Genomic DNA, 22,610 nt, shown 5'->3' on the forward strand with positions numbered 1-22,610 from the left:
CCGTACCGGTCCGTTACGCCCTTTTCGTACCGACCCTCACGCGTCCCCGTACGCCTCCCCGCCCAGTTCGAACCCGGCCGTCCCGGCCGTCACGTCGGCGAGCCAGGCCCGGAAGGCGTCCACGTCGGAGTCCGGCAGGCCGACCTCGATGGTGACCGCCTCGCCGTAGCGCACGTCGCGCACCTCGCGGCCCGTCGAGTGCAGGTCGTTCTGGACCTTGCCTGCGCGCTGGTGGTCGACGGTCACCGTGGCCAGCCGGAACCGGCGGCGGGTGAGGGTGCCGAGGGCGTCCAGGGCCTCGCCGACCGCGCCGCCGTACGCCCTGATGAGTCCGCCCGCGCCCAGCTTGACGCCGCCGTAGTAGCGGGTGACGACGGCGACGACGTACCGCATGTCCCGGCGCAGCAGCATCTGCAGCATGGGGACGCCCGCGGTGCCGCCCGGTTCGCCGTCGTCGCTCGCCTTCTGGACGGAGGCGTCGGCGCCGATGACGTAGGCCCAGCAGTTGTGGGTGGCGTCCGCGTGCTCCTTGCGCACGGCGGCGATGAAGTCCTGGGCCTCCTGCTCGGTGGCCGCCGGCGCCAGGGCGCACAGGAAGCGCGAGCGGTTGACCTCGGTCTCGTGCACGCCCGCGTGGGCGACCGTGCGGTACTCGTCCTGCATCCGGCCAGCCTATGCGGCGCGCGGGCTACTTCTTCCCGCCGCCCTTCTTGCCCCGCGGCACGATCATGCTCGTCAGGAGTGCCGTGCCCGGGGCGAGGGCGTCCCAGGCGGGTCCGTGCCAGGCCAGTACTGCGATCGCCGAGGTCGGGAACTTCAGCCGCACCTCCTCCAGGGCGTCGTCGAGGCTGTCCCCGGCCAGTTCCAGGACGAGCTCCTCCAGGCCGGGGTTGTGCCCGACCAGGAGCAGTGTCTCGATCTCGGCGGACACCTCGTGCACGGCCGTCAGCAGGTCGGACACGTCGGCGGCGTACAACCGCGGGTCACTGCGTACCGGCGGCGGTGTGCCCCACTGGGCCGAGGCCAGTTCCCAGGTCTGGCGGGCTCGTACGGCGGTGGAGCACAGGGCGAGGTCCGGCAGGCAGTCGGCCTCGGCGAGGGCGCGGCCTGCGGCCGGAGCGTCCCGGAGGCCGCGCGGTGCGAGCGGCCGTGCGTGGTCGGGGACGCCCGCCGGCCAGGCCGACTTGGCGTGCCGCAGCACCACCAGGCGGCGCAGCGGGCCGGCTCCCGCGCGCGCGATCACGACGGGGTTCCGAGCTCGCGGGTGAGATCGAGGCCGAGCAGCCGGTCCGCGTAGGCGTACGTCTCGAAGCGGGCGCCGTCGGGCAGTTCGGACTCGGTCTCCACCCACGTCAGCACGTCGAGCACGGAGGGCACGTCCAAGTCGTCCTCCCAGGCGGTACGCAGGCGGGCGCGCGCCTCGTCGGGAATCGGCCGCGACGGCTGCTGCGCCCAGGCGGCGACCGCGCGGCGCCAGCGTGCGAGGGTTTCGCCGGCCTCGGTCAGGGCGGCCGCGTCCAGCCGCAGGGGCGTGCTGCGGCGCCGGGAGAGCAGGGCCAGGCGCAGTGCGGCAGGGTCGGCGCCCTCCGTGCTGCCCGGTACCTCCGACTCGACGGGGGCGACGGCGACCCGGACACCCTCGGGTGTCGCGCCGCCCTCCCCCACGACGTGCAGGACCTGGGCCTCGCCCAGTCCCGGACCTACGTCCCGCCGGTCCTCCAAGGGCCGGATGCCGAGCGCGGCCGCCCGGGCCCGCAGCTCCGCCTGCCGTCGTTCACCGGCCAGCACGCCCCACACCGGGGTCCCGCCGAGTTCCAGGGCCCGCACGAGGAGGTCGGCCACCAGCAGCACGCGCAGGGCTCCGGTGTGGAGATCCGGCACATGGGCTTCGACCCGGGTCAGCCCCCGGCGGACCGGGGCGGCGTCGACGGACTCGCCGGTTCGGGCGTCGGTGATGCGCAGCACGGGCTGAGCGTAGGCGGGCGGACGGCCGCGCGCAGGCATCCGGCGCGATTTCCGCACACGGCGGCGGAATTCCACCACGTGCCCGGTGGACGAGTTCCGCGAAGGCGCGCCTGTGGTGCCACAGCACGGCGGCGTCGCGATGGATGGTCAGGCGTGCGGCGAGCGTGTCGCAGCCGGGCATCGGCCGCCCCCTGGCGTGCGGACTGTCCGGACGGTACTGGGCCGAAGGCCTGCCGAACAGGCGCTCAGACGCGGGCGGAAACCGGGAATCATCGTGAACTCCCGGCCGTTGTCGGACACAAGGGCAAGTCCACGTGGTGCGGGGAGGCTGCGGTGTACGGCGACGAGGCAACGATCCGCAAGATCCTCACCGAGTCCGGCGACACCTGGGCCGTGGTGGGCCTCTCGTCGAACCGGGGCCGCGCCGCCTACGGTGTCGCCCAGGTGCTGCAGCGCTTCGGCAAGCGCATCGTGCCCGTCCACCCCAAGGCGGAGACGGTGCACGGCGAGCAGGGGTACGCCTCCCTGGCCGACATCCCCTTCGACGTGGACGTCGTCGACGTGTTCGTCAACAGCCACCTCGCCGGACCGGTCGCCGACGAGGCGGTCGCCAAGGGCGCCCGGGCCGTCTGGTTCCAGCTCGGCGTGATCGACGAGGCGGCCTACGACCGTACGCGGACGGCGGGCCTCGACATGGTGATGGACCGCTGCCCCGCCATCGAGATACCTCTGCTCGGCTGAGCCTGCCGGGGCCCACGCGCTCCCGCATGTGTCACCGGTCACACTGCGACCGTTCGAGCGAGGCCATTTCCCCTGCCGATTCCGTGGACAGATTCAGTGGTCGCACGGGTTTCGGCTGCCTACAGAGCCTCTGAAGCACTGCCCAGGAAGCTCCCGGCCATTGGTCAAAACTTCACCATGCGTCTTCTGCTCGACCCCCGATGTTTCCTAATCTGCGACGTCGCACGCACTGAAAACATGTATTCAACTTGTGAGAGGTCGCTGAAAATATGGTGAGCGTCGAGGAGGCCTCCGTAGAGGAGGCCAGGGGTCCCAGCGGCCTGAGGCGTGACGTCGGACTGATCGGCCTGATGTGGGCCTCGGTGGGCTCGATCATCGGCTCCGGCTGGCTGTTCGGCGCGCACGACGCGGTGATGCAGGCCGGGCCCTCGGCGATCATCTCGTGGGTGATCGGCGCGGTCGCGATCGTCATGCTGGCCCTGGTGCACGCCGAACTGGGAGGCATGTTCCCGGTGGCGGGCGGTACGGCCCGGTACCCGCACTACGCCTTCGGCGGCCTGGCCGGAATGTCCTTCGGCTGGTTCTCCTGGCTGCAGGCCGCGACCGTGGCACCGATCGAGGTCTACGCCATGATCGGGTACGCCGGTCACTGGTCGTGGGCCCAGGGCTTCGAGCACGCCGACAAGACGCTGACCGCCAGCGGTCTGGCGGTGGCGGTCCTGCTCATGGCCGTCTTCGTCGGCGTGAACTTCTTCGGCGTACGGGCGCTGGCAGCCGCCAACAGCGCCGCGACCTGGTGGAAGATCGCCGTCCCGCTGGGCGCGATCTTCATCATGGCCGCGACCCACTTCCACCCGGCCAACTTCCACTCCGAGGGCTTCGCGCCGTTCGGCGCCAAGGGCGTGCTTGCCGCGATCAGCACGAGCGGCATCATCTTCGCGCTGCTCGGCTTCGAGCAGGCCATCCAGCTGGCCGGCGAGAGCCGCAACCCCAAGCGGGATCTGCCGCGTGCCACCCTCGGCTCGGTTGCGATCGGCGCCGTCATCTACGTCCTGCTGCAGGTCGTGTTCATCGCCGCGCTGCCGCACAGCAGCTTCGCGCACGGCTGGGCCCACCTCGCGTACGAGGGCGACACCGGCCCGTGGGCCGGCCTCGCGACCGTGGTGGGGCTCGGCTGGCTGGCCTGGGTCCTCTACTTCGACGCGATCATCTCCCCCGGCGGTACCGGCCTGATCTACACCACCGCCACCTCCCGCGTCTCCTACGGTCTGGCGAAGAACGGCTACGCGCCGAAGATCTTCACCAGGACCGACGCGCGCGGTGTGCCGTGGTTCGGCCTCGTCATGTCCTTCGTCACCGGTGTGATCTGCTTCCTGCCCTTCCCCAGCTGGCACAAGCTGGTCGGCTTCATCACCTCGGCGAGCGTCCTGATGTACGCGGGCGCGCCGCTGGCGTACGGCGTCTTCGCCGACAAGCTGCCGAACCACGAGCGGCCGTACCGGCTGCCCGGCGGCAAGGTGATCTCGCCGGTGTCGTTCGTGGTGGCCAACCTGATCATCTACTGGGCCGGCTGGGACACCCTGTGGCGGCTCGGTCTGGCGATCGTCCTCGGCTACGTGCTCCTCGGCGGCTACGCCTGGTGGGCCAACGCCACCAACCAGCCCGACGCGCCCCGGATGGACTTCAAGGCCGCCCAGTGGCTGCCGGTCTATCTCCTGGGCATGGGCGTGATCTCCGCCGAGGGCGGCTTCGGCGGCTCGGGCAACATCGCTCTGTGGTGGGACATCCTGGTCATCGCCGTCTTCTCCCTGGTCATCTACTACTGGGCCCGGGCGACCTCCTCCAGGCGTGAGGACATCGAGCGCAGCATCGAGGAAGTCGTCGTCACCGACGCCCCCGCGCACTGACCGAACACCCCTCCCCGACTCGGCCCGTCGGCCGCGGCTCCCCTGCCGTGGCTGACGGGCCACCGTCATAATGCCGGGGTGACTTCGACCGGCCCCCACCCCAACTCCCCGTCCCCGCAACGTTTTCCGGTGGTGATCGTGGGCGCCGGGCCCGCCGGTCTCACCATCGGGAACATCCTGCGGGCCGCATCGGTCGACTGTCTGGTCCTGGAGGCCGAGACGCGCGAGTTCATCGAGCAGCGGCCACGGGCCGGTGTGCTGGAGGAGTGGGCCGTGCGCGGGCTCCAGGAACGGGGCCTCGCGGACCATCTGCTGGAGCGGGCGCAGGTGCACACCCAGTGCGAGTTCCGCGTCGAGGGGCGGCGGCACCGGTTGTCCTACACCGATCTGACGGGACATCACCACTTCGTCTATCCGCAGCCGTTGCTGGTGACGGACCTGGTGCGCGAGTACGCCGACGTGCGCGGCGGCGTCATCCGCTTCGGCGTGCGGGACGTGCGGTTGCACGGCCTGGACACGGACCGGCCGGCGGTGTCGTACCTCGACCCCGAGACCGGTCGACGCACGCTCGTGCACTGCGACTTCGTGGCGGGCTGCGACGGGGCACGCGGCGTGACCCGGACCGTGCTTCCGCAGCAGGCCTGTATCGCCCGGCACGACTACGGCATCGGCTGGCTGGCGCTGCTCGCGGAGGCGCCGCCGTCCAGCGACTGCGTGGTGTTCGGCATCCATCCGAACGGCTTCGCCGGGCACATGGCCCGCAGCCCCGAGGTCACCCGCTACTACCTTCAGTGTCCGCCCGGCGACGACCCGGAGAACTGGCCGGAGGACCGCGTCTGGACCGAACTGCAGCAGCGGCTCGACGCCGCCGACCGGCCGCCGCTCACAGAGGGACGGCTGATCGAGAAGCGCGTCCTCGACATGCACAACTACGTGGTCGAACCCATGGTGTTCGGGCGTCTCCTCCTGGCCGGGGACGCAGCCCATCTCACCGCGCCCATCGCGGCCAAGGGCATGAACCTGGCCCTGCACGACGCCTTCCTGCTCGGCGAGGCGCTCGTCGCCTACCTCGCCAAAGGCGACACCGGCGGCCTCGACGGCTACTCGGCGGCCTGTCTCGGACGTGTCTGGGACTACCAGGAGTTCTCGCAGTGGCTGTCGGACGTGTACCACGGCGCGTCGTCGGGTGACGCCTACCGCGCGGGCACGACACTGGCCCGGCTGCGCCGCCTCTTCGAGTCCCCGGCTGCCGCCGCGGCGTTCGCGGAGCAGTACCTCGGCAAGAGCTCCGCGCCCTGAACCCCGTGATCCTCAGTCGTGCAGCGGCCGGTCGCTGAGGCGATGGTCCGCCACCTTCAGCGCCTCGTCCACGAGCCGCCGCAGATGCCCGTCCCGCAGTGAGTAGACGACCCTGCGGCCCTCCTTGCGCGTGTTCACCAGGCCGGCCAGCCGCAGCCGCGCCAGGTGCTGGCTGACCGCGGGCCGGGCCGCCCCGCTCGCCTCCGTGAGGGTCGTGACATCGGCCTCGCCGCCGGTCAGCGCGTGCAGCAGCGCCAGGCGGGTGCGGTCACCCAGGAGGGCGAGGAGTTCGGCGGCGAGCGCGAACTGTTCCTCGCCCGGGGTGCGCGGGTGCGCATCCTGCGCAGTTGATAGGTGCATGCGTGCGCTCATACGCACATAATGGTCCCGTGGGCGCCCCGCGTCCACCACCGCGCACCGGAAGGGGCCCACGTGAGCGACCAGCACCATCACCACGACGAGCACCACGACCACGGGCACCACGACCACCACGACCACCACGACCACAATGGGCACCACGGGCACCACGGGCACTCGCATGACCACCGCCCCACCGGGCTCGTTCACCGCCTCGGCCACCTCCTCACCCCGCACTCCCACGAGACCGCCGACAAACTCGACTCCGCGCTGGAGTCCTCGGCCCGCGGGATGCGCGCCCTCTGGGTCTCGCTGGCCGTCCTCGGGGTGACGGCCGTGGCGCAGGCGGTGGTCGTGGTCCTGTCCGGTTCGGTGGCGCTGCTCGGCGACACGGTGCACAACGCCGCCGACGCGCTGACCGCCGTCCCCCTCGGGATCGCCTTCGTGCTGGGCCGGCGGGCGGCCACGCGCCGTTTCACCTACGGATACGGCCGGGCCGAGGACCTCGCGGGGATCGTGATCGTGCTGACGATCGCCGCGTCGGCCGCGTTCGCGGCCTGGGCGGCGGTGGAGCGGCTGCTCGATCCGCGTCCCGTCGCGCAGCTACCGGCCGTCGCGGTGGCCGCGCTGGTCGGCTTCGCGGGGAACGAGTGGGTGGCACGCCACCGGATCCGGGTGGGCCGGGAGATCGGCTCGGCCGCACTGGTCGCCGACGGTCTGCACGCCCGTACGGACGGGTTCACGTCACTGGCCGTGCTGCTGGGCGCCGGCGGCTCGGCGCTGGGGTGGCAACTCGCCGACCCGCTCGTGGGGTTGGCGATCACCGCGGCGATCGCACTGGTACTGCGGGACGCCGCACGGGAGGTGTTCCGGCGGGTGATGGACGCCGTCGACCCGGAGCTGGTGGACCGGGCCGAGCGGGCGGTGCGCGCGGTGCCGGGCGTGCGGGAGGTCGGTGAGCTGCGGCTGCGCTGGATCGGGCACCGGCTGCGGGCCGAGGTGGCGGTGGTGGTCGACGGCGAGGCGACCGTGCGTACGGCGCACGGAATAGCGGTCGAGGCCGAACACGCCCTGCTGCACGCCGTACCGAAATTGACGGCGGCCTTGGTGCACGCGGATCCGGCACCTGCGCCGGGAGAGGAGGACCCTCACTTGGCCTTGGCGCATCACGCGGCGCGTTAGGCGACCCCGGCACAGTCCGACGCGGTCCGGGAGCACCCCAAAGGGGCGCGGCGCCGTCAGACGCCGAGCCCCTCCAGCACCACCGCCCCCGGCAGCTCCGCGAACGCCTTCCCCGGCACCAGGAGCTTCCCCCGCCGGCGCCCGCTGCCGACCAGGACGTAGGAGAGTTCGGCGACAGCCGAGTCCACCAGCACCGGCCAGCCGTCCGGGAGGCCGATCGGGGTGATGCCCCCGTACTCCATGCCGCTCTCCCCCGTCGCGGTGTCCATGGACGCGAACGAAGCCTTGCGGGCGCCGAGTTGGCGGCGCACGACTCCGTTGACGTCGACCCGGGAGGTGGAGAGCACGAGGCACGCGGCGAGTGTCGTCTCCCCGCCGCGCCTGCCGGCCACCACCACGCAGTTCGCCGACTGCTCGAGCAGTTCCTGCCCGTAGTGCTCCACGAAGACGGCGGTGTCGGCCCACTGCGGGTCGGTGTCGACATAGACGATCTGGTCGGCGGGGACGCTGCCGCTCCAGTGGCGTACGGCGTCGGCGACCGGGCGGGTCAGGTGGTCGAGGGCGTCGGGGGCGGGGATCGCGATGTCGAAGTGTCCGATGGGTGGGCGCATGGCCGCACGGTAACAGGGCGTCCCGGGCCGCCTCAGTGCACGGGCGGGACGGAGACCGCCAGCACGAACTCCACCGGGAGATCGCCCTGGTTGCCGTAGCTGTGCGGGGCGTTGGCCTCGAAGGTGACGCTCGCGCCGGCCGGGACGCGGTACTCCGCACCCTCCACCGTGAGGGTCAGCTCGCCCGCCGTCACATGGGCGATCTCCACCGTGCCGGCGGGGTGCGGGTCGGAGGCGCTGCTGTCGCCCGGCATCAGCCGCCAGTCCCACATCTCCAGCGGCCCCGGCGCCTCGGTACCGGCGAGCAGGCGGCTGTAGCTTCCCGCGTCGGTGTGCCACAGCCGTACCACCTGATCGGCAGGGACGACCCGCACCTTCGGCCCCTGCTCGTAGTCGAGCAGAGTGGTGACACTGACGCCGAGCGCGTCGCCGATCTTGACCACCGTGCCGATGCTCGGATTGGTGCGGGCCTGCTCGATCTGGATGAGCATGCCGCGGCTGACCCCGGCGCGGGCGGCGAGCGCGTCCAGGGTGAAGCCCCGCTCGCCTCGCCAGCGCTTGACGTTGCGGGCCAGGGACTGGGTCAGCAGATCGAGGTCCGACACGTTCCGTCCATATCCATGTACTGCGAGGTCAATATTGTGGATGACAGGGTTCACTGCGCTGAACTACGGTGTTGTGCACCCGATCGTTCACCGAACTGTACTGCGAGGCGACCCGTGACAGCATTCTTCGCCCTGGCCACCAGCCTGTTGTGGGGCCTTGCCGACTTCGGCGGCGGACTGCTGACGCGACGTACGCCGGCGCTCACGGTGGTCGTCGTCTCGCAGGGGATCGCCGCGACCGTGCTCGGGGCGATCGTGCTGGCCACGGGCGGGTTCAGCGAGGCCGGTCCCCGGCTGTGGTTCGCCTTCGCCGCCGGGCTGGTGGGCCCGGTCGCCCTGTTCTCCTTCTACAAGGCCCTCGCGCTGGGCCCGATGGGCGTCGTCTCCCCGCTGGCGACCCTGAGCGTGGCGGTCCCGGTCGGCGTGGGCCTCTTCCTCGGCGAACGCCCCGGCCTGACCCAGGTCGCGGGCATCGCGGTCGCGGTGACCGGCGTCGTCCTCGCAGGCGGACCACAGCTCAGGGGCGCCCCGGTGCAGCGTCAGGCCATCCTGCTCACCCTCGTCGCGGCCCTGGGCTTCGGCACGGTGTTCGCGCTGATCACCGAGGCCTCCACCACCGTCACCGGCCTCTTCCTCGCCCTCTTCGTCCAGCGCCTGACCAATGTGGCCGCGGGCGGCGTCGCGCTCTACGCCTCCGTGCGGCGGGGCGGCGAGGCCCTCCCGGACAGTGGCTTCCCCTGGCCGTCCCTCCCGGCGCTCGCCTTCGTCGGACTCGCGGACGTCGCGGCGAACGGCACGTACTCGGTCGCCGCCCAGCACGGCCCGATCACCGTCGCCGCCGTCCTCGCCTCGCTCTACCCGGTGGTGACCGCACTCGCCGCGCGCGGCTTCCTGCGGGAGCGCCTCCGCGGCATCCAGGCAGCGGGCGCGGGCCTCGCCCTGGTGGGCACCCTGCTCCTGGCGACGGGCTAGAGCCTGTCGTTTGGATCAGGTCGGCCGTAGGGAACTGCGCCTTGCAGCCGCCCCGAGCGGGGTCTGGTGCGTGCAGCTGCAAGGCGGAGGAGGGAGTCGACGCGGAGCGATGGGGGCCCCTCCCGCTCGAGCGAATTCGAGAGTGGGGGAGAGTGACGACAACGCCGCAGATGTGCGTGCCAGACCCCGCGACGCCGAGCTGATCCAAACGACAGGGCCTAGGTCTCCGGTTCCAGCTCGGCCAGCCTCGTCACCGTCTCCTCGTCCAGTTCGGACAGGGCCCGCAGCTGGTCGGGGGTGACGCCGTCGGGGATCGGCACCGGCGCGGGCGTCCTGAGCGGCGGCTGCCAGCCGTCGGCGGCCGTCCAGCGGCGTACGACACGGGCGGGCGCACCCGCCACCACGGCATGGTCGGGCACCTCGCCCCGGACCACGGCACCGGCGGCCACCACCACGTTCCGCCCGATGCGCGCGCCCGGCAGGATCACCGCACCGGTGCCGATCCAGCAGCCAGGCCCGATCTCCACGGGTTCCATGCGCGGCCACTGCTTGCCGATGGGTTCGTGCGGATCGTCGTACGAGTGGTTCGTGGACGTCACATACACATACGGCCCGAAGTAGCAGTCACTGCCGATGGTCACCGTGGTGTCGGCGATGACGTGGCTGCCGCGGCCCAGCACGACGCCGTCGCCGATGCGCAGGATCGGGTCGGGGCCGAGGTCCAGGTCGGGCATCAGGCCCGCGGTGAGGGTGACCTGCTCGCCGACGATGCAGTGCGAGCCGATGTGGATCCAGGCTTCGCCGAAGACGGTGCCGAGCGGGAAGGCGAGCCGTGTGGCCTCGCCGATCGAGCCGAAGCGGAAGCGGCCGGGGCACTCGGCCGTCACCGAGCCCGTGCGCTGCACCCAGGCCCAGCCCGCGTGGACGGCGCGCTGGGTGAGGCTTCGCCGCCAGGATGAGAACGTGTTCTTGCTCTTCGGCACGGAGTCACCGTACTCAGCGTGTGGGGCGCCGAGGCGATGCGGTAGCTGTGATCTTCACCCCAACCGAGCGTGCGCGGATCACCCGTAACGGATGAGGCGAAGGCGCCGGAGCCGTGGTGCGATGGTGGGATGACCTGGCGCAGCTTGATGGATCCCTTCGACGTCACCGGACGGGTGACGCGATATGCGCTGGGGACCGCCGGCTCGGTCGTCGACCGTCTGGTCCGTGCGGGCACGGCCGCCGTGGTGGACCGGCTCGACCTGGACGGCCTGGCCGCCCGTCTCGACGTCGACCGGATCGTGGACCGCGTGGACGTGATGCGGGTCGTGCGGCGGGTCGACGTCGACCTGATCACGGACCGGGTCGACGTGGACCGCATCGCCGACCGCCTGGATGTGAGCCGGGTGGTGGCCCGGGTGGATGCGGACGAGATCGCGGCGCGGCTGGACCTGGACCGGATCGTGGCGCGCATCGACGTCGACCGGATCGCCGCCCGGTTGGACCTCGACGCCGTGATCGCCAGGGTCGACCTGGTCTCGCTCACCAGGGCGGTGCTGGAGGAGATCGACCTGGGCCGGATCGTCCGGGACACCAGCGGCGGGATGGCCGAGGAGACGGTCGACGCGCTGCGGCTGCGCAGCATGCGGGCCGACCGGATGGTGAACCGCGTCACCGACCGGCTGCTGCACAGACCCGGCGTGGCGCCGGCACACCTCGACGGGCATGGGCAGCCACCGTGACGCAGGGGGTCCCAGGCTCCGGGAGCGACACCGCGGGACTGGTGTCGCGATGCCTCGCGGCGCTGGTCGACGCGCTCGTGGTGGCCGGCATCGGGCTCGCCCTGCAGTTCGCGTACGGCGGTCTCCGGCTGCTCGTCACCGGGCCGCCGTTCCGCATGCCCGACCTGACCGCCTGGCTGACGGGCGTGCTCGGATGGGCTGTCGCCGTGCTCTATCTCGGCGTGAGCTGGGCGTCGACCGGCGGCACCCTCGGCGACTGGCTGCTGGGTCTGCGGGTCACCGGCCGCACCGGGCGGCTGCTCGGCGTCCCCCGCGCGCTGCTGCGGGCCGTGCTGTGCGTCGCTCTCCCTCTGGGCCTGCTCTGGGTGCCCTTCAGCCGGCGCCATGCCTCGGTCCAGGACGTCGTCATGGCCAGCGCCGTGCGGTACCACCGGTTCTGACGAGCGGGCCAAGGAGGTGTCGGTCGAGACCCGTCATCACCCCTGCGAGGTGACGACGGGCTCGTGCGGGCCGTGTAGGAGTCGTAGGTGCAAGTCCGCGACCGGCGGCCGACCCAGGACGGTGGACCCGTCGGACTTCCTCGACATCCCGTACCACCCGCTCTGCTCCATCACACCGATCACCCTGTACGCGCCGACACGTCCGAAGAAGGTCCGGCGATGGCAGACACCACAGGCCGCTACCTACCGCCGGGGCTGCGCACGCTGGCGGCGTACCGGCGCGAGTGGCTGATCAAGGACGTCGTCGCGGGCGTCGTCCTGACCACGCTGCTGGTCCCGCAGGGCATGGCCTACGCGGAACTGGCGGGGCTGCCCGCGATCACCGGGCTGTACACGTCGGTGCTCTGCCTTCTGGCGTACGCGGTCTTCGGGCCGTCGCGGATCCTGGTCCTCGGCCCCGACTCCTCTCTCGGCCCGATGATCGCGGCGACGATCCTGCCGCTGATCGCCTCCGACGGGGACAGCGGGCGGGCGGTGGCGCTCGCCTCGATGCTCTCCCTGATGGTCGGCGCCGTCACGATCCTGGCCGGGGTGTGCCGGCTGGGCTTCATCGCCGACCTCATCTCCAAACCCACCATGATCGGCTACATGAACGGGCTGGCGCTGACGATCCTGATCGGGCAGCTGCCGAAGCTGTTCGGCTTCAAGACGGACGCCGACGGACTCATCGCCGAGATGCGCGCCTTCGTCCGGGGGCTGGCCGACGGCAAGGCGGTGGGGGCCTCGGTGGCGGTCGGGGTGACGGGGATCGTGCTGATCCTGGTGCTGCAGCGCTGGCTGCCCAAGGTGCCCGCGGTCCTGGTCATGGTGGTGCTCGCGATCGCCGCGACCTCGGCCTTCGACCTGGGCGGTCACGGGGTGAGCCTGGTCGGTGAACTCCCTCAAGGATTCCCGCCGTTGAGCCTGCCCCACGTCCGCTGGGGCGACCTCGGCCCGCTGTGCGCCGGAGCACTCGGCATCGCCCTGGTGTCCCTCGCCGACACCATCTCCAACGCCTCCGCGTTCGCCTCCCGCACCGGCCAGGAGGTGCGCGGCAACGAGGAGATGACGGCAATCGGAGCGGCCAACGTGGCGGCCGGGCTGTTCCAGGGGTTTCCCGTGAGCACCAGCGGCTCACGGACGGCGGTGGCCGAACGGGCGGGCGCCAAGAGCCAGTTGACGGGAATCGTCGGCGCGGTCCTGATCGTGCTGATGCTCGTTGTGCTGCCCGGGCTCTTCCGCAATCTGCCGCAGCCGGCTCTCGCGGCCGTCGTCATCACGGCCTCGCTCTCGCTGGCCGACATCGCGGGCGCGGGACGACTGTGGCATCAGCGCAAGGCGGAGTTCCTGCTGTGCGTGGCGGCCTTCCTCGGAGTGGCGCTGCTCGGCGTGCTGCCGGGCATCGGGGTCGCCGTCGGCCTGTCGATCCTGAACGTCTTCCGGCGGGCCTGGTGGCCGTACAACACCGTGCTGGGCCGGGTGCCGGGGCTGCCCGGCTATCACGACGTCCGCTCCTACCCCGAGGCCGAGCAGCTGCCGGGGCTGGTGATCCACCGCTTCGACGGGCCGCTGTTCTTCGCCAACGCCAAGTCCTTCCGCACCCACATCATGCGGCTGACCCACTGCGAGCCGCCCCCCGTGTGGGTGCTGCTGGCGGCCGAGCCCGTGACAGACGTGGACACCACGGCGGCCGACGAGCTGGAGGAGCTCGACGAGGCGCTCAACGAGCGGGGTATGAGCCTGGTGTTCGCCGAGCTGAAGGACCCGGTGCGGCGCAAGATCGAGCGCTATGAACTGACCCGCACCATCGATCCGGCCCACTTCTTCCCGACGCTGGAGGCCGCCGTCGCCGCGTACCGCGCGCAGACCGGCGCGCGGTGGACACGGGCCGGGGACGGGCGGTCCGCGGCGGAGGCCGCCTTGGAGAAACCGCCGAGCGGTTAGGGCCTGTCCGGCGGATCGGCTCGGCGTCCCGGGCCCGGCCCTTGTCCGCAGCGTGACGCGCGGCCCCGGCGCCCGGCAGCGGGGTGTCATCGCCTACGGTGCGTTCTGTGTCGACGACGAGGAGAGGGCGATGACGCACAAGGCGTTGATCACGGGGATCGGCGGCAGGGAACCGAAGATCGACGGGGAGGCCTTCGTGGCGCCCACGGCGTCCGTGATCGGGGACGTGACGCTGGAGGCCGGAGCGAGCGTCTGGTACGGGGCGGTGCTGCGGGGGGATGTCGAGCGCATCTCTGTCGGGGCTCAGGCCAATATCCAGGACAACTGCACGCTCCATGCCGACCCGGGGTTTCCGGTCAGCATCGGTGAGCGGGTGTCCGTGGGGCACAACGCGGTGGTGCACGGCGCGACCGTCGGGGACGACTGTCTGATCGGCATGGGGGCGACCGTGCTGAACGGGGCGGTGATCGGGGCCGGGTCGCTGGTGGCCGCGCAGGCGCTGGTGCCTCAGGGGATGCAGGTGCCGCCGGGGTCGTTGGTTGCGGGGGTGCCGGCGAAGGTGAGGCGGGAGCTGAGTGCGGAGGAGCGTGAGGGGGTCACGCTGAACGGCACCTTGTACGCGGAGCTCGCGAAGTCGCACGGGGAGATCCATCAGGCATAGTGCGGCCCGGTGGGGGCTGGTCGCGCCGGCGCTTCAGTCCCCGGCGGGTACGGGTTCCGGCTCCTGATGCGCCGCCTGCGCCTTCTTGGCCTTGCGCCTGATGACCAGCATCGACGTGAGACCGATGAGCACCGCGACCACCAGCCCCAGATACGAGAACCTCTTCAGCCAGTCCTCGGCGACCACGCCCACGTAGTAGATGACCGCCGTCGTGCCACCCGCCCAGCAGATGCCGCCGAGGACGTTGGCGGTCAGGAACTTCCAGTACGGCATGTGGAGGACGCCCGCGAGGGGTCCGGCGAAGATGCGCAGGAGGGCGATGAAGCGGCCGAAGAAGACGGCCCACATGCCCCACTTCTCGAAGGACTTCTCGGCGGTGGCGACATGGCCCTCGCTGAAGTGTCTGGGGAACTTCCTGCCGAGCCAGGCGAGCAGTGGGCGTCCGCCCTTGCGGCCGATGGCATAGCCGATGGAGTCACCGACGACGGCTCCGGCGGTCGCGCACGCGCCGAGCACGATCGGGTTGATGGCGGAGTGCTGGGAGGAGAGCAGGGCGGCCGAGACCAGGACGATCTCGCCCGGCAGCGGGATGCCCAGGCTCTCCAGACCGATGACCAGCGCCACCACGGCGTAGACGGCTGCCGCGGGCACCGTGTCGAGCCACTCCTGGACGTGCAACGCCGGTTCCTCCCGATTCGTAACCCTTTGGTGCAGTGTTCCCGGCGTGCGCCGCACGGGGGCGCACGCCGGGAAGCCTACCGGGTCACCCTGCCGAGGCGCCGTCCCACAGATCGCACTGGTGCTCCTGATGGACAGCGGTGCTCAGGGTGTTTCCGCCCTTGGACGCGGTCTTCAGGGAGAGGACCAGGCCCGGACCGGCGGGCATCGGGGGCTGTCCCGCGGCCCGCGGGACACCGTCCCGTACGAAGGATCCCCAGTACTGGACCATCTGCCGCGACAGGACCTTCTGCTCGGCGTTCAGCGGGCTGTCCAGTCCGAAGTGCTTGAAGAGGTACTGGACCTCGTTGACGTGCGTCGCGCCGAAGTCGAAGTCCGTGTGCAGGTTGCGCAGGGAGGCGAAGGGCGGGGAGGTGCGGTCGGCGAACTCGTACGAGTAGACCGGTCCGCGGGTGGCGAGCAGCCCGTCGAGCCGCAGCGCCGGGCAGCTGAACAGGACGTCGCCCAGTGCGGTGGCGTAGGCGATGGTCGGCGTCGGGTAGGCCGACAGCGGATAGCGCGTCAGTGCCTGCTCGCCGAAGTCGTTCCGCATGACCTGCGGGTACTGCTCGGCGGTGAGCGGTGTGCCGTTCAGGTCGAAGCTGGAGAACGCGAACAGCCGGCCCTCGTCCTTGTTCGCCCCGTTGAACACGGGCACCCTGGCCGCGGTCCCCTTCGCGACGGCACGTTCGGGCTGTACGGGCAGGAAGGCACCCCCGACCACCGGGTTCCAGTCGAAGCCGCCCTGGGCCTCCAGTACCTCGCGGGCGGACTTGCCGCGCAGACAGGCCACGGTGGTGCAGCCGAGCTTCTTGGCGAAGTCGGCCCCCTGCGCCGCCGCGTCCTGATGCGTACGGGCGCTGCAGTCGTCGTAGGCGCCGCTCTCGATGATCGCGCCGCGGAACAGGCCCCTGGCCGCCGGTGAGGCCAGCTGGGTGCAGACCGAGCGGCCGCCCGCCGACTCGCCCGCGATGGTCACATGGCCCGGATCACCGCCGAAGCGGCCGATGTTGGCCCGCACCCAGCGCAGCGCGGCCTGCTGGTCGAGCATGCCGAAGTTGCCCGAGACCCCGTCGCGTGTCTCGCCGTCGAGACCCGGCGTGGCGAGGAAACCCATCGCGCCGAGGCGGTAGTTGACGGTCACGACGACCGTCCCGGTCTGCCGGGCGAAGGTGTCGGGGACGACGTCCTGGCCGGCGCCGGCGGTCAGTCCGCCGCCGTGGAACCAGACCAGGACCGACCGTCCCGCGGAGCCTTCGGGGACGTACACATTGAGGTCGAGACAGTCCTCGGTGTACGAGGGCTTGTCGTAGCCGGGGTCCCAACTGGAGTTCTGCACGCACTTGTTGCCGAAGTCCTGTGCGGAACGCACCCCTTTCCAGGGCCGTACGGCATGCGGCTCTCGCCAGCGGAGCACGCCGACCGGCGGCTCGGCGTACGGGATGCCGAGGAACTGCCGTCCTTCGGCGGTGGTTTCGCCGCGCACCAGCCCCGCGTCCGTGCGGACGACCGGGTCGCCTGCGGACGGTGCGGCCTGCGCTGCCGGGACGGGTGCGACGAGGGCCGCCGCGAGGGCCGTCAGGCCGATGACGATGCGCCGTATCACGTGCCCACCTCCACGTTCGTACGCAACCGGAGATCACGCGAGGACGCCCCGACCCACACGGTGCGCCGGCCGGTCCCGAGCACCCAATCGTGACGCTTCGGGTCCCATGAGGACAATGTGCGCGCGGTGACTTCCACGGCGATCCGCCGCCGCTCCCCCGCCCGCAGGTTCAGCCGCCGGTAGCCGCCCAACGCCCGTACCGCCTGGTCGAGTCGGAGGTCCGGCGAGGGCCCGACGTACACCTGCGGCACGGCGACGCCGTCGCGCCGGCCGGTGTTGCGGACGGTGAAGGACACCTCGATGCCGTCTCGTGTCCGGCGGGCCCGCAGGTCCTCGTACGAGAAGGAGGTGTACGACAGTCCGTGCCCGAAGGGGAACAGCGGCCGCACCCCTTCGGCGTCGTACCAGCGGTAGCCGGCGTGGATGCCTTCGGAGTACTCCTCCGTGCCGTCCACGCCCGGGTAGCGGCGGGGGTCGCCGGCGACCGGATGGTGGTCGTCGTCGACGGGGAAGGACTGGGTGAGGCGGCCGCCGGGGTCGCACTCGCCGTACAGGACGGCGGCGGTGGCGGCCGCGCCCTCCTGGCCCGGGTAGTACATCTGGAGCACGGCGCCGGTGCGCCGCAGCCAGGGCATCGAGGTCGCGGACGAGGTGTTGAGGACGACCGTGGTGCGCGGGTTGGCCGCGGTGACGGCCTCGATCAGCCGCTGTTGGTGGCCGGGCAGCGCGATCGTGGTGCGGTCCTGGCCCTCGGTGGCGTCCTCGTAGGCGAAGAGGACCACGTCGCGGGCGGCGCGGGCGGCTCTGACCGCCTCGGCGACGTCCTGGGCGCGGGTGGCGCCGGTGCTGTGCCGCAGCCGGAACAGCAGACCGCCGGCTCCTCCCTGCGCGGTGATCTTCAGCGTGTGGGGGCCCTTGGTGAGGGTGAGGGTCTTGCGGCGCACGGACAGACCGTCGGGGGCGGCCGAGACCAGGCCGCCCGTGAAGAACTCGCCGTACCCGGAGGCCTGCGGGAACAGTTCGGTGCCGTCGAGGAGGACCTTGGGGCGGGCCGTGGGCGCGGACGAGAAGTGCAGGACGAAGGTCCACTCGTCGGCCTCGGGGACGGTGAGCGTCCCGTCGTACGTCCACACCTTGCCCGCGTCGACCCCCTGCCCCTCGCTGTCGAAGGCGGGGCTCAGCGCGGATGCCGGGACCGCCTTGCCGAACAGATCCTCACCGAGGGAGTAAGTGACCTTCCCCGCACGGGACTTGATGGCGTCCAGCGGGCTTTCGGCGTGGTCCGGCACGACGTGTGCGCTGCCGCCGCCGCTGACGAAGGGCAGGGTGCCGGTCGGGCCGATCACCGCGACGGTGCCGCCGCGGGGCAGGGGCAGCGTCCGGTGCTCGTTGCGCAGGAGGGTCGCGCCGGCCTTGGCGACCTCCAGGGCCACGGCGGCGCCGGCCGGTGCGTCGCGGTCCGGGCGCGGTGGTGCGGTGCCGTCGAGGAGGCCGAAGCGGTCCATGACGGTGAGGATGCGGCGTACGGAACGGTCGACGAGGCGCTCGGGCACGCTGCCGCTCTGCACGGCCGACCTGAGCGCCGCACCGAAGTGGGTGCCGTCGGGCATCTCCATGTCGAGGCCGGCGGTGATCGCGGCGACGGTGCTGTGCGCGGCGAACCAGTCGGTCATCACCCAGCCGTCGAAGCCCCAGCGGTCGCGCAGGATGTCCGTGAGCAGGGTCTTGCTCTCGCAGGAGAACGTGCCGTTGACCTTGTTGTAGGCGCCCATCACCGCGCCGACGCCGGCGCCCACGGCCGCCTCGAAGCCGCGCATTTCGATCTCGTGCATGGTCTGCTCGTCGACGCGCACGTCGATCGACATGCGGTCCTTCTCCTGGTTGTTCAGCGCGTAGTGCTTGACGGTGGCGATGAGGCCCTCGCCCTGGATGCCCCCGATCTCGGCGGCGACCATGCCGGAGGCGAGCAGCGGGTCCTCGCTGAAGGTCTCGAAGTTGCGGCCCGCGTACGGGGTGCGGATGAGGTTGACCATCGGGGAGAGCAGGACGTCCTGGCCGAGGGCGCGACCCTCGCGTCCGATGACCTGTCCGTAGCGGCGGGCCAGGTCCGGGTCGAAGGCGGAGGCCAGCAGGACGGGGGCGGGCAGGGCGGTGGCGTGCCGGGTGACGCGGACTCCGGCGGGGCCGTCGGCGAGACGGAGCGAGGGGATGCCGAGGCGCTCGACGGCGGGAACGTAGCCCGCCTGGCCGAGTGACTTCGCGTCGGTGGCGCCGTGCAGGAGAGAGAGCTTCTCGTCGAGGGTGAGCTTGCCGATCAGGCCTTCGACGCGGGAGCCGGCCCCCGCCTCGGGTCTGTCCAGGGCGAGCGCGGGGGGCGTGAGACCGCTGGTGGCCGCCGCGGCGACGGCGATCGCGCCGCCCAGCAGACGCAGTGCGGATCTCCGCGAGACAGTGTCGGTCATGGGCCGTCACTCCTTCGGTGTGCGGGCACGACGATGTGAACCGCAGGCACGCCCCGGCGGCCAGGACTGCGTTCGGCATCTGAACGCAGTCTGCTTCAGGACCGACCTGACACCCCGTTAGGGCACCGTGGGCGCGGCGGGAAAACTATGACCGTTGGTGACTCGTGTCAATGAAACGAACAAGAAACACTCCGACGCCGACAAGAAACGAAGCTGGGGCCGCCCCGGCGGGCGGCCCCAGAGGGGTGTGTTTCCGTGTAGGTGCCTTGATCAGTTCAGGACGGTCCTGAGATTCTCCGCGCTGCCCGCGACGGAGGCGACCACGCCCCGCACGTCGGCCGGGAGCGTACGCACCAGGTCCAGGGGCGCCGGCCGCCGGGACGGTTCGGTTTCGTTGTCGACCCGGGCGAACCGCTCCTCGTACTGCCCGTCGTAGGGCTCGCTCCCCGTCTTCCGCTCCGGGGCCCGGGAGCCGGGCAGCTTCGGTGTGCCCTCGGGCGAGTCCTGGTCCGCGGGGAGACCGCTGTCCTGCGATCCGCCCGGCTTCTTCGTGCGGCCGGTGCCGTCGAGGCCGACTTCAAGCGTCCACCGCTGCCCGCCGGAACCGTCCCGTGCGGTGACGACGACCTCAGCGCGTCTGCCAGGGGCCACGAGCAGTCCCTTTCCGCCGCGCAGCAGGAGCTCCCCGCGCACCGTGAGGTCGTAGCGCACCTCGCCCGCGTGCGCCACGCAGTCGGCCAGGGTCACCGAGTTCTTCTCGACATCGGAGTCGAGGCACAGGGTGGGGTCGGCCGCGCTGCGCAGCAGACCGTCGTCCTGGTACGACCACTGCTGCGACCCGGCGGCGGAGCAGGCCGCCAGTACGGCCACGGCACCCGGTCTGGAGCGGCCGCCCCGGACGTCCAGGCAGAGTCCGGCCTTCGGGTTGCGGAGCTGACCGCGGCCGACCTCGACGGGCCGCCCCGCGGAGGCGGGCGAGGGGGAGCCGGCCGACGTGGTGTCCGCCGCGGGAGGCGAGGGGTGCAGGGTGCTGCTGCTGGGCGCACCCCAGGTTGCACCGGAGTCGCGGACAGCGTTGTCGTCGGACCAGCCCTTGCTGACGAGAACCGTGGCGAGCAGGGCGAGTGTCGTCAGACCGACCCCCACGAGGACGGCCTTGGTGTGCTTGCGCTGCGCGTCGGGCCGGTGCCGCCCGCCGCCGGGACGCGCCCCGCCGCGCCCGGGCGTGAACGCCGCGTCTCCGCCGCGGCCGGGGCGGGAGTCGAGATAGCGCCGGGCACCCCAGCCGAGCACGGTCTCCGCGAGCAGCACCTCCAGGCCGTCCTCGAAATGACTGAGCTGTTCGGCGGCGTGACGGCAGTACCGGCACTCCGTCAGATGCCGCTGGACATCAGGGAGCAGAGCACCGCCGCGGCGTATCGGGACGTCGAGGAGGCGGTTGTAGAAGCGGCATTCCTTGCCGGGCGCGAGTTCCCGGTGGGCGCGCACACAGCCCACCCGGAATTGCTCGCGCGCCTGCTCCAGTGCGGCCGACGCGGTGGGCGCATCCACCCCCAACAGACCAGCCGGTACGGTTATGGGTTCGGCTTCGACCTCCGAGTGCCACAGCAGGCATTGCGAGGCTCCCGAAAGGGCCCGGAATGCCCGCTCGGCGATGTGCCGCCTTTCGGGCGTCGCGGAGCGTGCGGCGCGCAGTCCGCGCCCGCCGGTCGGTTTGCGGAGTTCCGGCAGGAGAGCGGAAATGCCGTCGTCCGCGGCCCACTCCCTGACAGTGTCCCGTACGGCAGTGAGGAGCTGCGGTCGCAGGGCGCCGCCGCCCGGCCGGCCCAGTACCCGGTGGAAGGCGGCGGCCGCGGCCATGGATGCCGGGCTTTCCCCGGAGGCAAGGCATATGACTGCGTAGTCGTAGGTGGCCCGCCAGTGCCGGGCCAGCAAAAGCGCGCCCGCACGGGCACCCGCGGCATCCGGACCCAGCTGTGCGATGAGGTTGCGATCGGACTCGGCGGGCCCCGATCCGGGACGGGGCGGGTACGGCGGTCGTGGGGGGTAGGGGGATTGCACTGAACCATTTCCTTCCAAGCCGCAGGACGGTGAGCGGATTTCGCGTCCATCGGAAAGCAGGTGCCTGTTTGGTGCATACCTATGCCGGGTCGGGTTCTGGGACCGCCACAAGGCCGTTCACTTTCGCACAATTGACAGACAGTAAACAAGGAGTTCGAGTGACGAAAGTTCAAAACGCGGCAACTTCAAATAAGTTACCGGCGGTATCCGCACCTGTATTCGAAATAACCGTATGGCCGCAGTGGAGTTGTGTGCACCCCCCGGGCGCCTGGCACACGAAACCTCCACGCCGGGCGGACCCACAGCGGGATCCCAAGTTCCTCTCGGCGGGCTCTCATCCGCGTGCGTCAGCATGAGCCGCATGATCGTCCCCCACACCCCTGCCCCCCGTGCGGTCACCAAGGCCGTGATCCCCGCCGCCGGCCTCGGCACGCGTTTCCTGCCAGCGACCAAGGCGACCCCGAAGGAGATGCTGCCGGTCGTCGACAAGCCGGCCATCCAGTACGTCGTAGAGGAGGCCGCCGCGGCCGGGCTCGACGACGTCCTCATGGTCACCGGACGCCACAAACGCGCCATCGAGGACCACTTCGACAACGCCCTCGAACTGGAACAGGCGCTCGCCGCCAAGGGCGACACGGTACGTCTGGACGCCGTGCGCGATCCCGCCCGTCTGGCCAACATCCACCACATCCGCCAGGGCGAGCCGCTCGGCCTCGGCCATGCCGTCCTGTGCGCGCGCCGGCACGTCGGCGACCAGCCCTTCGCCGTCCTGCTCGGCGACGACCTGATCGACCCCCGCGAAGCCCTCCTCAGCCGCATGCTCGACGTGCGAGGCAGGCACGCGGGCAGCGTCATCGCCCTCATGGAGGTCCCGCCGGAGCAGATCCACCTCTACGGCTGCGCAGCGGCCCAGGCAACCGGCGAGGACGGCGTGGTCCGCGTCACGGGCCTGGTCGAGAAGCCGTCCCGCGAGGACGCACCCAGCGGTTACGCGGTCATCGGCCGCTATGTCCTCGACCCGGCCGTCTTCGACACCCTTGAGCGCACCCCGCCCGGTCGCGGCGGCGAGATCCAGCTCACCGACGCCCTGCACGAACTGGCCGCGGACGGCACGGTGCACGGCGTCGTCTTCGACGGCCTGCGCTACGACACCGGCGACAAGGGCGACTACCTGCGCACCGTGGTCCGCCTCGCCTGCGACCGCGACGACCTCGGCCCCGAATTCACCGCCTGGCTCAAGGAGTTCGTCGCCGCGCTGGAAGAAGGCACCGGCCCCGGACGCCGGCCGCTGGCGGCCTGAGAGCGCCAGGGTCTCGC

Annotated in this window: 21 protein-coding genes; 10 read left to right on the top strand and 11 right to left on the bottom strand. The window is 71.5% G+C overall.

The window, feature by feature from the left end:
* Nucleotides 1–36: 36 nt before the first annotated feature.
* From ACWC1K_RS20060 to ACWC1K_RS20070, 3 genes are read right to left on the bottom strand one after another with little or no spacing between them, the layout of a single operon-like run.
* Nucleotides 37–663, bottom strand: coding sequence for a YigZ family protein (locus tag ACWC1K_RS20060; RefSeq protein WP_450699649.1), 627 nt, complete (start codon nucleotides 661–663; stop codon nucleotides 37–39).
* A gap of 25 nt (nucleotides 664–688) precedes the next feature.
* The gene (locus ACWC1K_RS20065) at nucleotides 689–1,243 is read right to left on the bottom strand and encodes a SixA phosphatase family protein (RefSeq protein ID WP_450832971.1); all 555 of its coding nucleotides are present in this window, start codon (nucleotides 1,241–1,243) and stop codon (nucleotides 689–691) included.
* Nucleotides 1,240–2,004: a hypothetical protein gene (locus tag ACWC1K_RS20070; protein ID WP_450832972.1), complete on the bottom strand. Its 765-nt coding sequence runs from the start codon at nucleotides 2,002–2,004 to the stop codon at nucleotides 1,240–1,242. The genes ACWC1K_RS20065 and ACWC1K_RS20070 overlap by 4 nt, the downstream gene beginning before the upstream one ends.
* 294 nt (nucleotides 2,005–2,298) lie before the next feature.
* On the opposite strand from ACWC1K_RS20070, the gene ACWC1K_RS20075 reads away from it, so the two are divergent.
* The 3 genes from ACWC1K_RS20075 to ACWC1K_RS20085 all read left to right on the top strand — a co-directional run bounded on the left by ACWC1K_RS20075 (nucleotide 2,299) and on the right by ACWC1K_RS20085 (nucleotide 5,912).
* Nucleotides 2,299–2,706 carry a CoA-binding protein gene (locus ACWC1K_RS20075; RefSeq protein ID WP_450832974.1) on the top strand — a complete coding sequence of 136 codons (408 nt, stop codon included), beginning with the start codon at nucleotides 2,299–2,301 and terminating at the stop codon, nucleotides 2,704–2,706.
* A gap of 269 nt (nucleotides 2,707–2,975) precedes the next feature.
* A complete protein-coding gene (locus ACWC1K_RS20080; RefSeq protein WP_450832975.1) occupies nucleotides 2,976–4,613 on the top strand; it encodes an APC family permease in 1,638 nt (545 codons plus the stop codon).
* A gap of 78 nt (nucleotides 4,614–4,691) precedes the next feature.
* Nucleotides 4,692–5,912, top strand: a complete 1,221-nt coding sequence (locus tag ACWC1K_RS20085) for a 4-hydroxybenzoate 3-monooxygenase (protein WP_450832977.1) — start codon at nucleotides 4,692–4,694, stop codon at nucleotides 5,910–5,912.
* A gap of 12 nt (nucleotides 5,913–5,924) precedes the next feature.
* Here ACWC1K_RS20085 and ACWC1K_RS20090 read toward each other — a convergent pair whose 3' ends face one another.
* Nucleotides 5,925–6,284 (bottom strand): ArsR/SmtB family transcription factor, encoded by a 360-nt coding sequence (locus ACWC1K_RS20090; RefSeq protein ID WP_450832978.1) that lies wholly within the window; start codon nucleotides 6,282–6,284, stop codon nucleotides 5,925–5,927.
* Nucleotides 6,285–6,344: 60 nt separating this feature from the next.
* Between ACWC1K_RS20090 and ACWC1K_RS20095 the strand changes: the two genes are divergently transcribed.
* A complete protein-coding gene (locus ACWC1K_RS20095) occupies nucleotides 6,345–7,451 on the top strand; it encodes a cation diffusion facilitator family transporter (protein WP_450832980.1) in 1,107 nt (368 codons plus the stop codon).
* A gap of 56 nt (nucleotides 7,452–7,507) precedes the next feature.
* Here the strand turns inward: ACWC1K_RS20095 and ACWC1K_RS20100 are convergent, their stop codons facing one another.
* Complete coding sequence (locus ACWC1K_RS20100) at nucleotides 7,508–8,062, bottom strand: YbaK/EbsC family protein (RefSeq protein ID WP_450832982.1); 555 nt, start codon at nucleotides 8,060–8,062, stop codon at nucleotides 7,508–7,510.
* 32 nt (nucleotides 8,063–8,094) lie between these two features.
* Nucleotides 8,095–8,667 (bottom strand): helix-turn-helix domain-containing protein, encoded by a 573-nt coding sequence (locus ACWC1K_RS20105; protein WP_450832983.1) that lies wholly within the window; start codon nucleotides 8,665–8,667, stop codon nucleotides 8,095–8,097.
* Between the two features lie 114 nt (nucleotides 8,668–8,781).
* On the opposite strand from ACWC1K_RS20105, the gene ACWC1K_RS20110 reads away from it, so the two are divergent.
* A complete protein-coding gene (locus tag ACWC1K_RS20110) occupies nucleotides 8,782–9,639 on the top strand; it encodes an EamA family transporter (RefSeq protein ID WP_450832984.1) in 858 nt (285 codons plus the stop codon).
* A gap of 218 nt (nucleotides 9,640–9,857) precedes the next feature.
* On the opposite strand, the gene ACWC1K_RS20115 is transcribed toward ACWC1K_RS20110, so the two are convergent.
* Entirely contained in the window at nucleotides 9,858–10,622 is a 765-nt protein-coding gene (locus ACWC1K_RS20115; protein WP_450832986.1) for an acyltransferase, read from the bottom strand.
* A 129-nt stretch (nucleotides 10,623–10,751) separates the two neighbouring features.
* On the opposite strand from ACWC1K_RS20115, the gene ACWC1K_RS20120 reads away from it, so the two are divergent.
* The 4 genes from ACWC1K_RS20120 (at nucleotide 10,752) to ACWC1K_RS20135 (ending at nucleotide 14,447) form a co-directional block, all read left to right on the top strand.
* Nucleotides 10,752–11,363 carry a hypothetical protein gene (locus ACWC1K_RS20120; RefSeq protein WP_450832987.1) on the top strand — a complete coding sequence of 204 codons (612 nt, stop codon included), beginning with the start codon at nucleotides 10,752–10,754 and terminating at the stop codon, nucleotides 11,361–11,363.
* Nucleotides 11,364–11,404: 41 nt separating this feature from the next.
* Nucleotides 11,405–11,803, top strand: coding sequence for an RDD family protein (locus ACWC1K_RS20125; protein WP_450832988.1), 399 nt, complete (start codon nucleotides 11,405–11,407; stop codon nucleotides 11,801–11,803).
* 219 nt (nucleotides 11,804–12,022) lie between these two features.
* A complete protein-coding gene (locus ACWC1K_RS20130; protein ID WP_450832990.1) occupies nucleotides 12,023–13,786 on the top strand; it encodes a SulP family inorganic anion transporter in 1,764 nt (587 codons plus the stop codon).
* A 130-nt stretch (nucleotides 13,787–13,916) separates the two neighbouring features.
* Nucleotides 13,917–14,447, top strand: a complete 531-nt coding sequence (locus ACWC1K_RS20135; protein ID WP_450833024.1) for a gamma carbonic anhydrase family protein — start codon at nucleotides 13,917–13,919, stop codon at nucleotides 14,445–14,447.
* A 33-nt stretch (nucleotides 14,448–14,480) separates the two neighbouring features.
* On the opposite strand, the gene ACWC1K_RS20140 is transcribed toward ACWC1K_RS20135, so the two are convergent.
* From ACWC1K_RS20140 to ACWC1K_RS20155, 4 genes are all read right to left on the bottom strand, one after another.
* Nucleotides 14,481–15,125 (bottom strand): DedA family protein, encoded by a 645-nt coding sequence (locus ACWC1K_RS20140; RefSeq protein ID WP_450832992.1) that lies wholly within the window; start codon nucleotides 15,123–15,125, stop codon nucleotides 14,481–14,483.
* A gap of 85 nt (nucleotides 15,126–15,210) precedes the next feature.
* The gene (locus tag ACWC1K_RS20145; RefSeq protein WP_450832994.1) at nucleotides 15,211–16,770 is read right to left on the bottom strand and encodes a carboxylesterase/lipase family protein; all 1,560 of its coding nucleotides are present in this window, start codon (nucleotides 16,768–16,770) and stop codon (nucleotides 15,211–15,213) included.
* Entirely contained in the window at nucleotides 16,767–19,232 is a 2,466-nt protein-coding gene (locus ACWC1K_RS20150; protein WP_450832996.1) for a beta-glucosidase, read from the bottom strand. Before ACWC1K_RS20150 ends, ACWC1K_RS20145 begins: the two co-directional genes overlap by 4 nt.
* A 270-nt stretch (nucleotides 19,233–19,502) precedes the next feature.
* Nucleotides 19,503–21,092 (bottom strand): ricin-type beta-trefoil lectin domain protein, encoded by a 1,590-nt coding sequence (locus tag ACWC1K_RS20155; RefSeq protein ID WP_450832998.1) that lies wholly within the window; start codon nucleotides 21,090–21,092, stop codon nucleotides 19,503–19,505.
* 562 nt (nucleotides 21,093–21,654) lie between these two features.
* Here ACWC1K_RS20155 and galU point away from each other — a divergent pair.
* The gene (gene galU, locus ACWC1K_RS20160; protein WP_450833000.1) at nucleotides 21,655–22,593 is read left to right on the top strand and encodes a UTP--glucose-1-phosphate uridylyltransferase GalU; all 939 of its coding nucleotides are present in this window, start codon (nucleotides 21,655–21,657) and stop codon (nucleotides 22,591–22,593) included.
* Nucleotides 22,594–22,610: the final 17 nt, after the last annotated feature.

The organism is Streptomyces sp. NPDC001492, assembly GCF_053597275.1.

What these genes read in the sequence shown, in the direction of transcription:
- ACWC1K_RS20060 (WP_450699649.1), bottom strand. Translation starts at nt 663, where the DNA reads ATGCAGGACGAGTACCGCACGGTCGCCCACGCGGGCGTGCACGAGACC.
- ACWC1K_RS20070 (WP_450832972.1), bottom strand. Translation starts at nt 2,004, where the DNA reads ATGCCTGCGCGCGGCCGTCCGCCCGCCTACGCTCAGCCCGTGCTGCGC.
- ACWC1K_RS20080 (WP_450832975.1), top strand. Translation starts at nt 2,976, where the DNA reads ATGGTGAGCGTCGAGGAGGCCTCCGTAGAGGAGGCCAGGGGTCCCAGC.
- ACWC1K_RS20090 (WP_450832978.1), bottom strand. Translation starts at nt 6,284, where the DNA reads ATGAGCGCACGCATGCACCTATCAACTGCGCAGGATGCGCACCCGCGC.
- ACWC1K_RS20100 (WP_450832982.1), bottom strand. Translation starts at nt 8,062, where the DNA reads ATGCGCCCACCCATCGGACACTTCGACATCGCGATCCCCGCCCCCGAC.
- ACWC1K_RS20120 (WP_450832987.1), top strand. Translation starts at nt 10,752, where the DNA reads ATGACCTGGCGCAGCTTGATGGATCCCTTCGACGTCACCGGACGGGTG.
- ACWC1K_RS20130 (WP_450832990.1), top strand. Translation starts at nt 12,023, where the DNA reads ATGGCAGACACCACAGGCCGCTACCTACCGCCGGGGCTGCGCACGCTG.
- ACWC1K_RS20135 (WP_450833024.1), top strand. Translation starts at nt 13,917, where the DNA reads ATGACGCACAAGGCGTTGATCACGGGGATCGGCGGCAGGGAACCGAAG.
- ACWC1K_RS20150 (WP_450832996.1), bottom strand. Translation starts at nt 19,232, where the DNA reads ATGACCGACACTGTCTCGCGGAGATCCGCACTGCGTCTGCTGGGCGGC.
- ACWC1K_RS20155 (WP_450832998.1), bottom strand. Translation starts at nt 21,092, where the DNA reads ATGGCCGCGGCCGCCGCCTTCCACCGGGTACTGGGCCGGCCGGGCGGC.
- galU (WP_450833000.1), top strand. Translation starts at nt 21,655, where the DNA reads ATGATCGTCCCCCACACCCCTGCCCCCCGTGCGGTCACCAAGGCCGTG.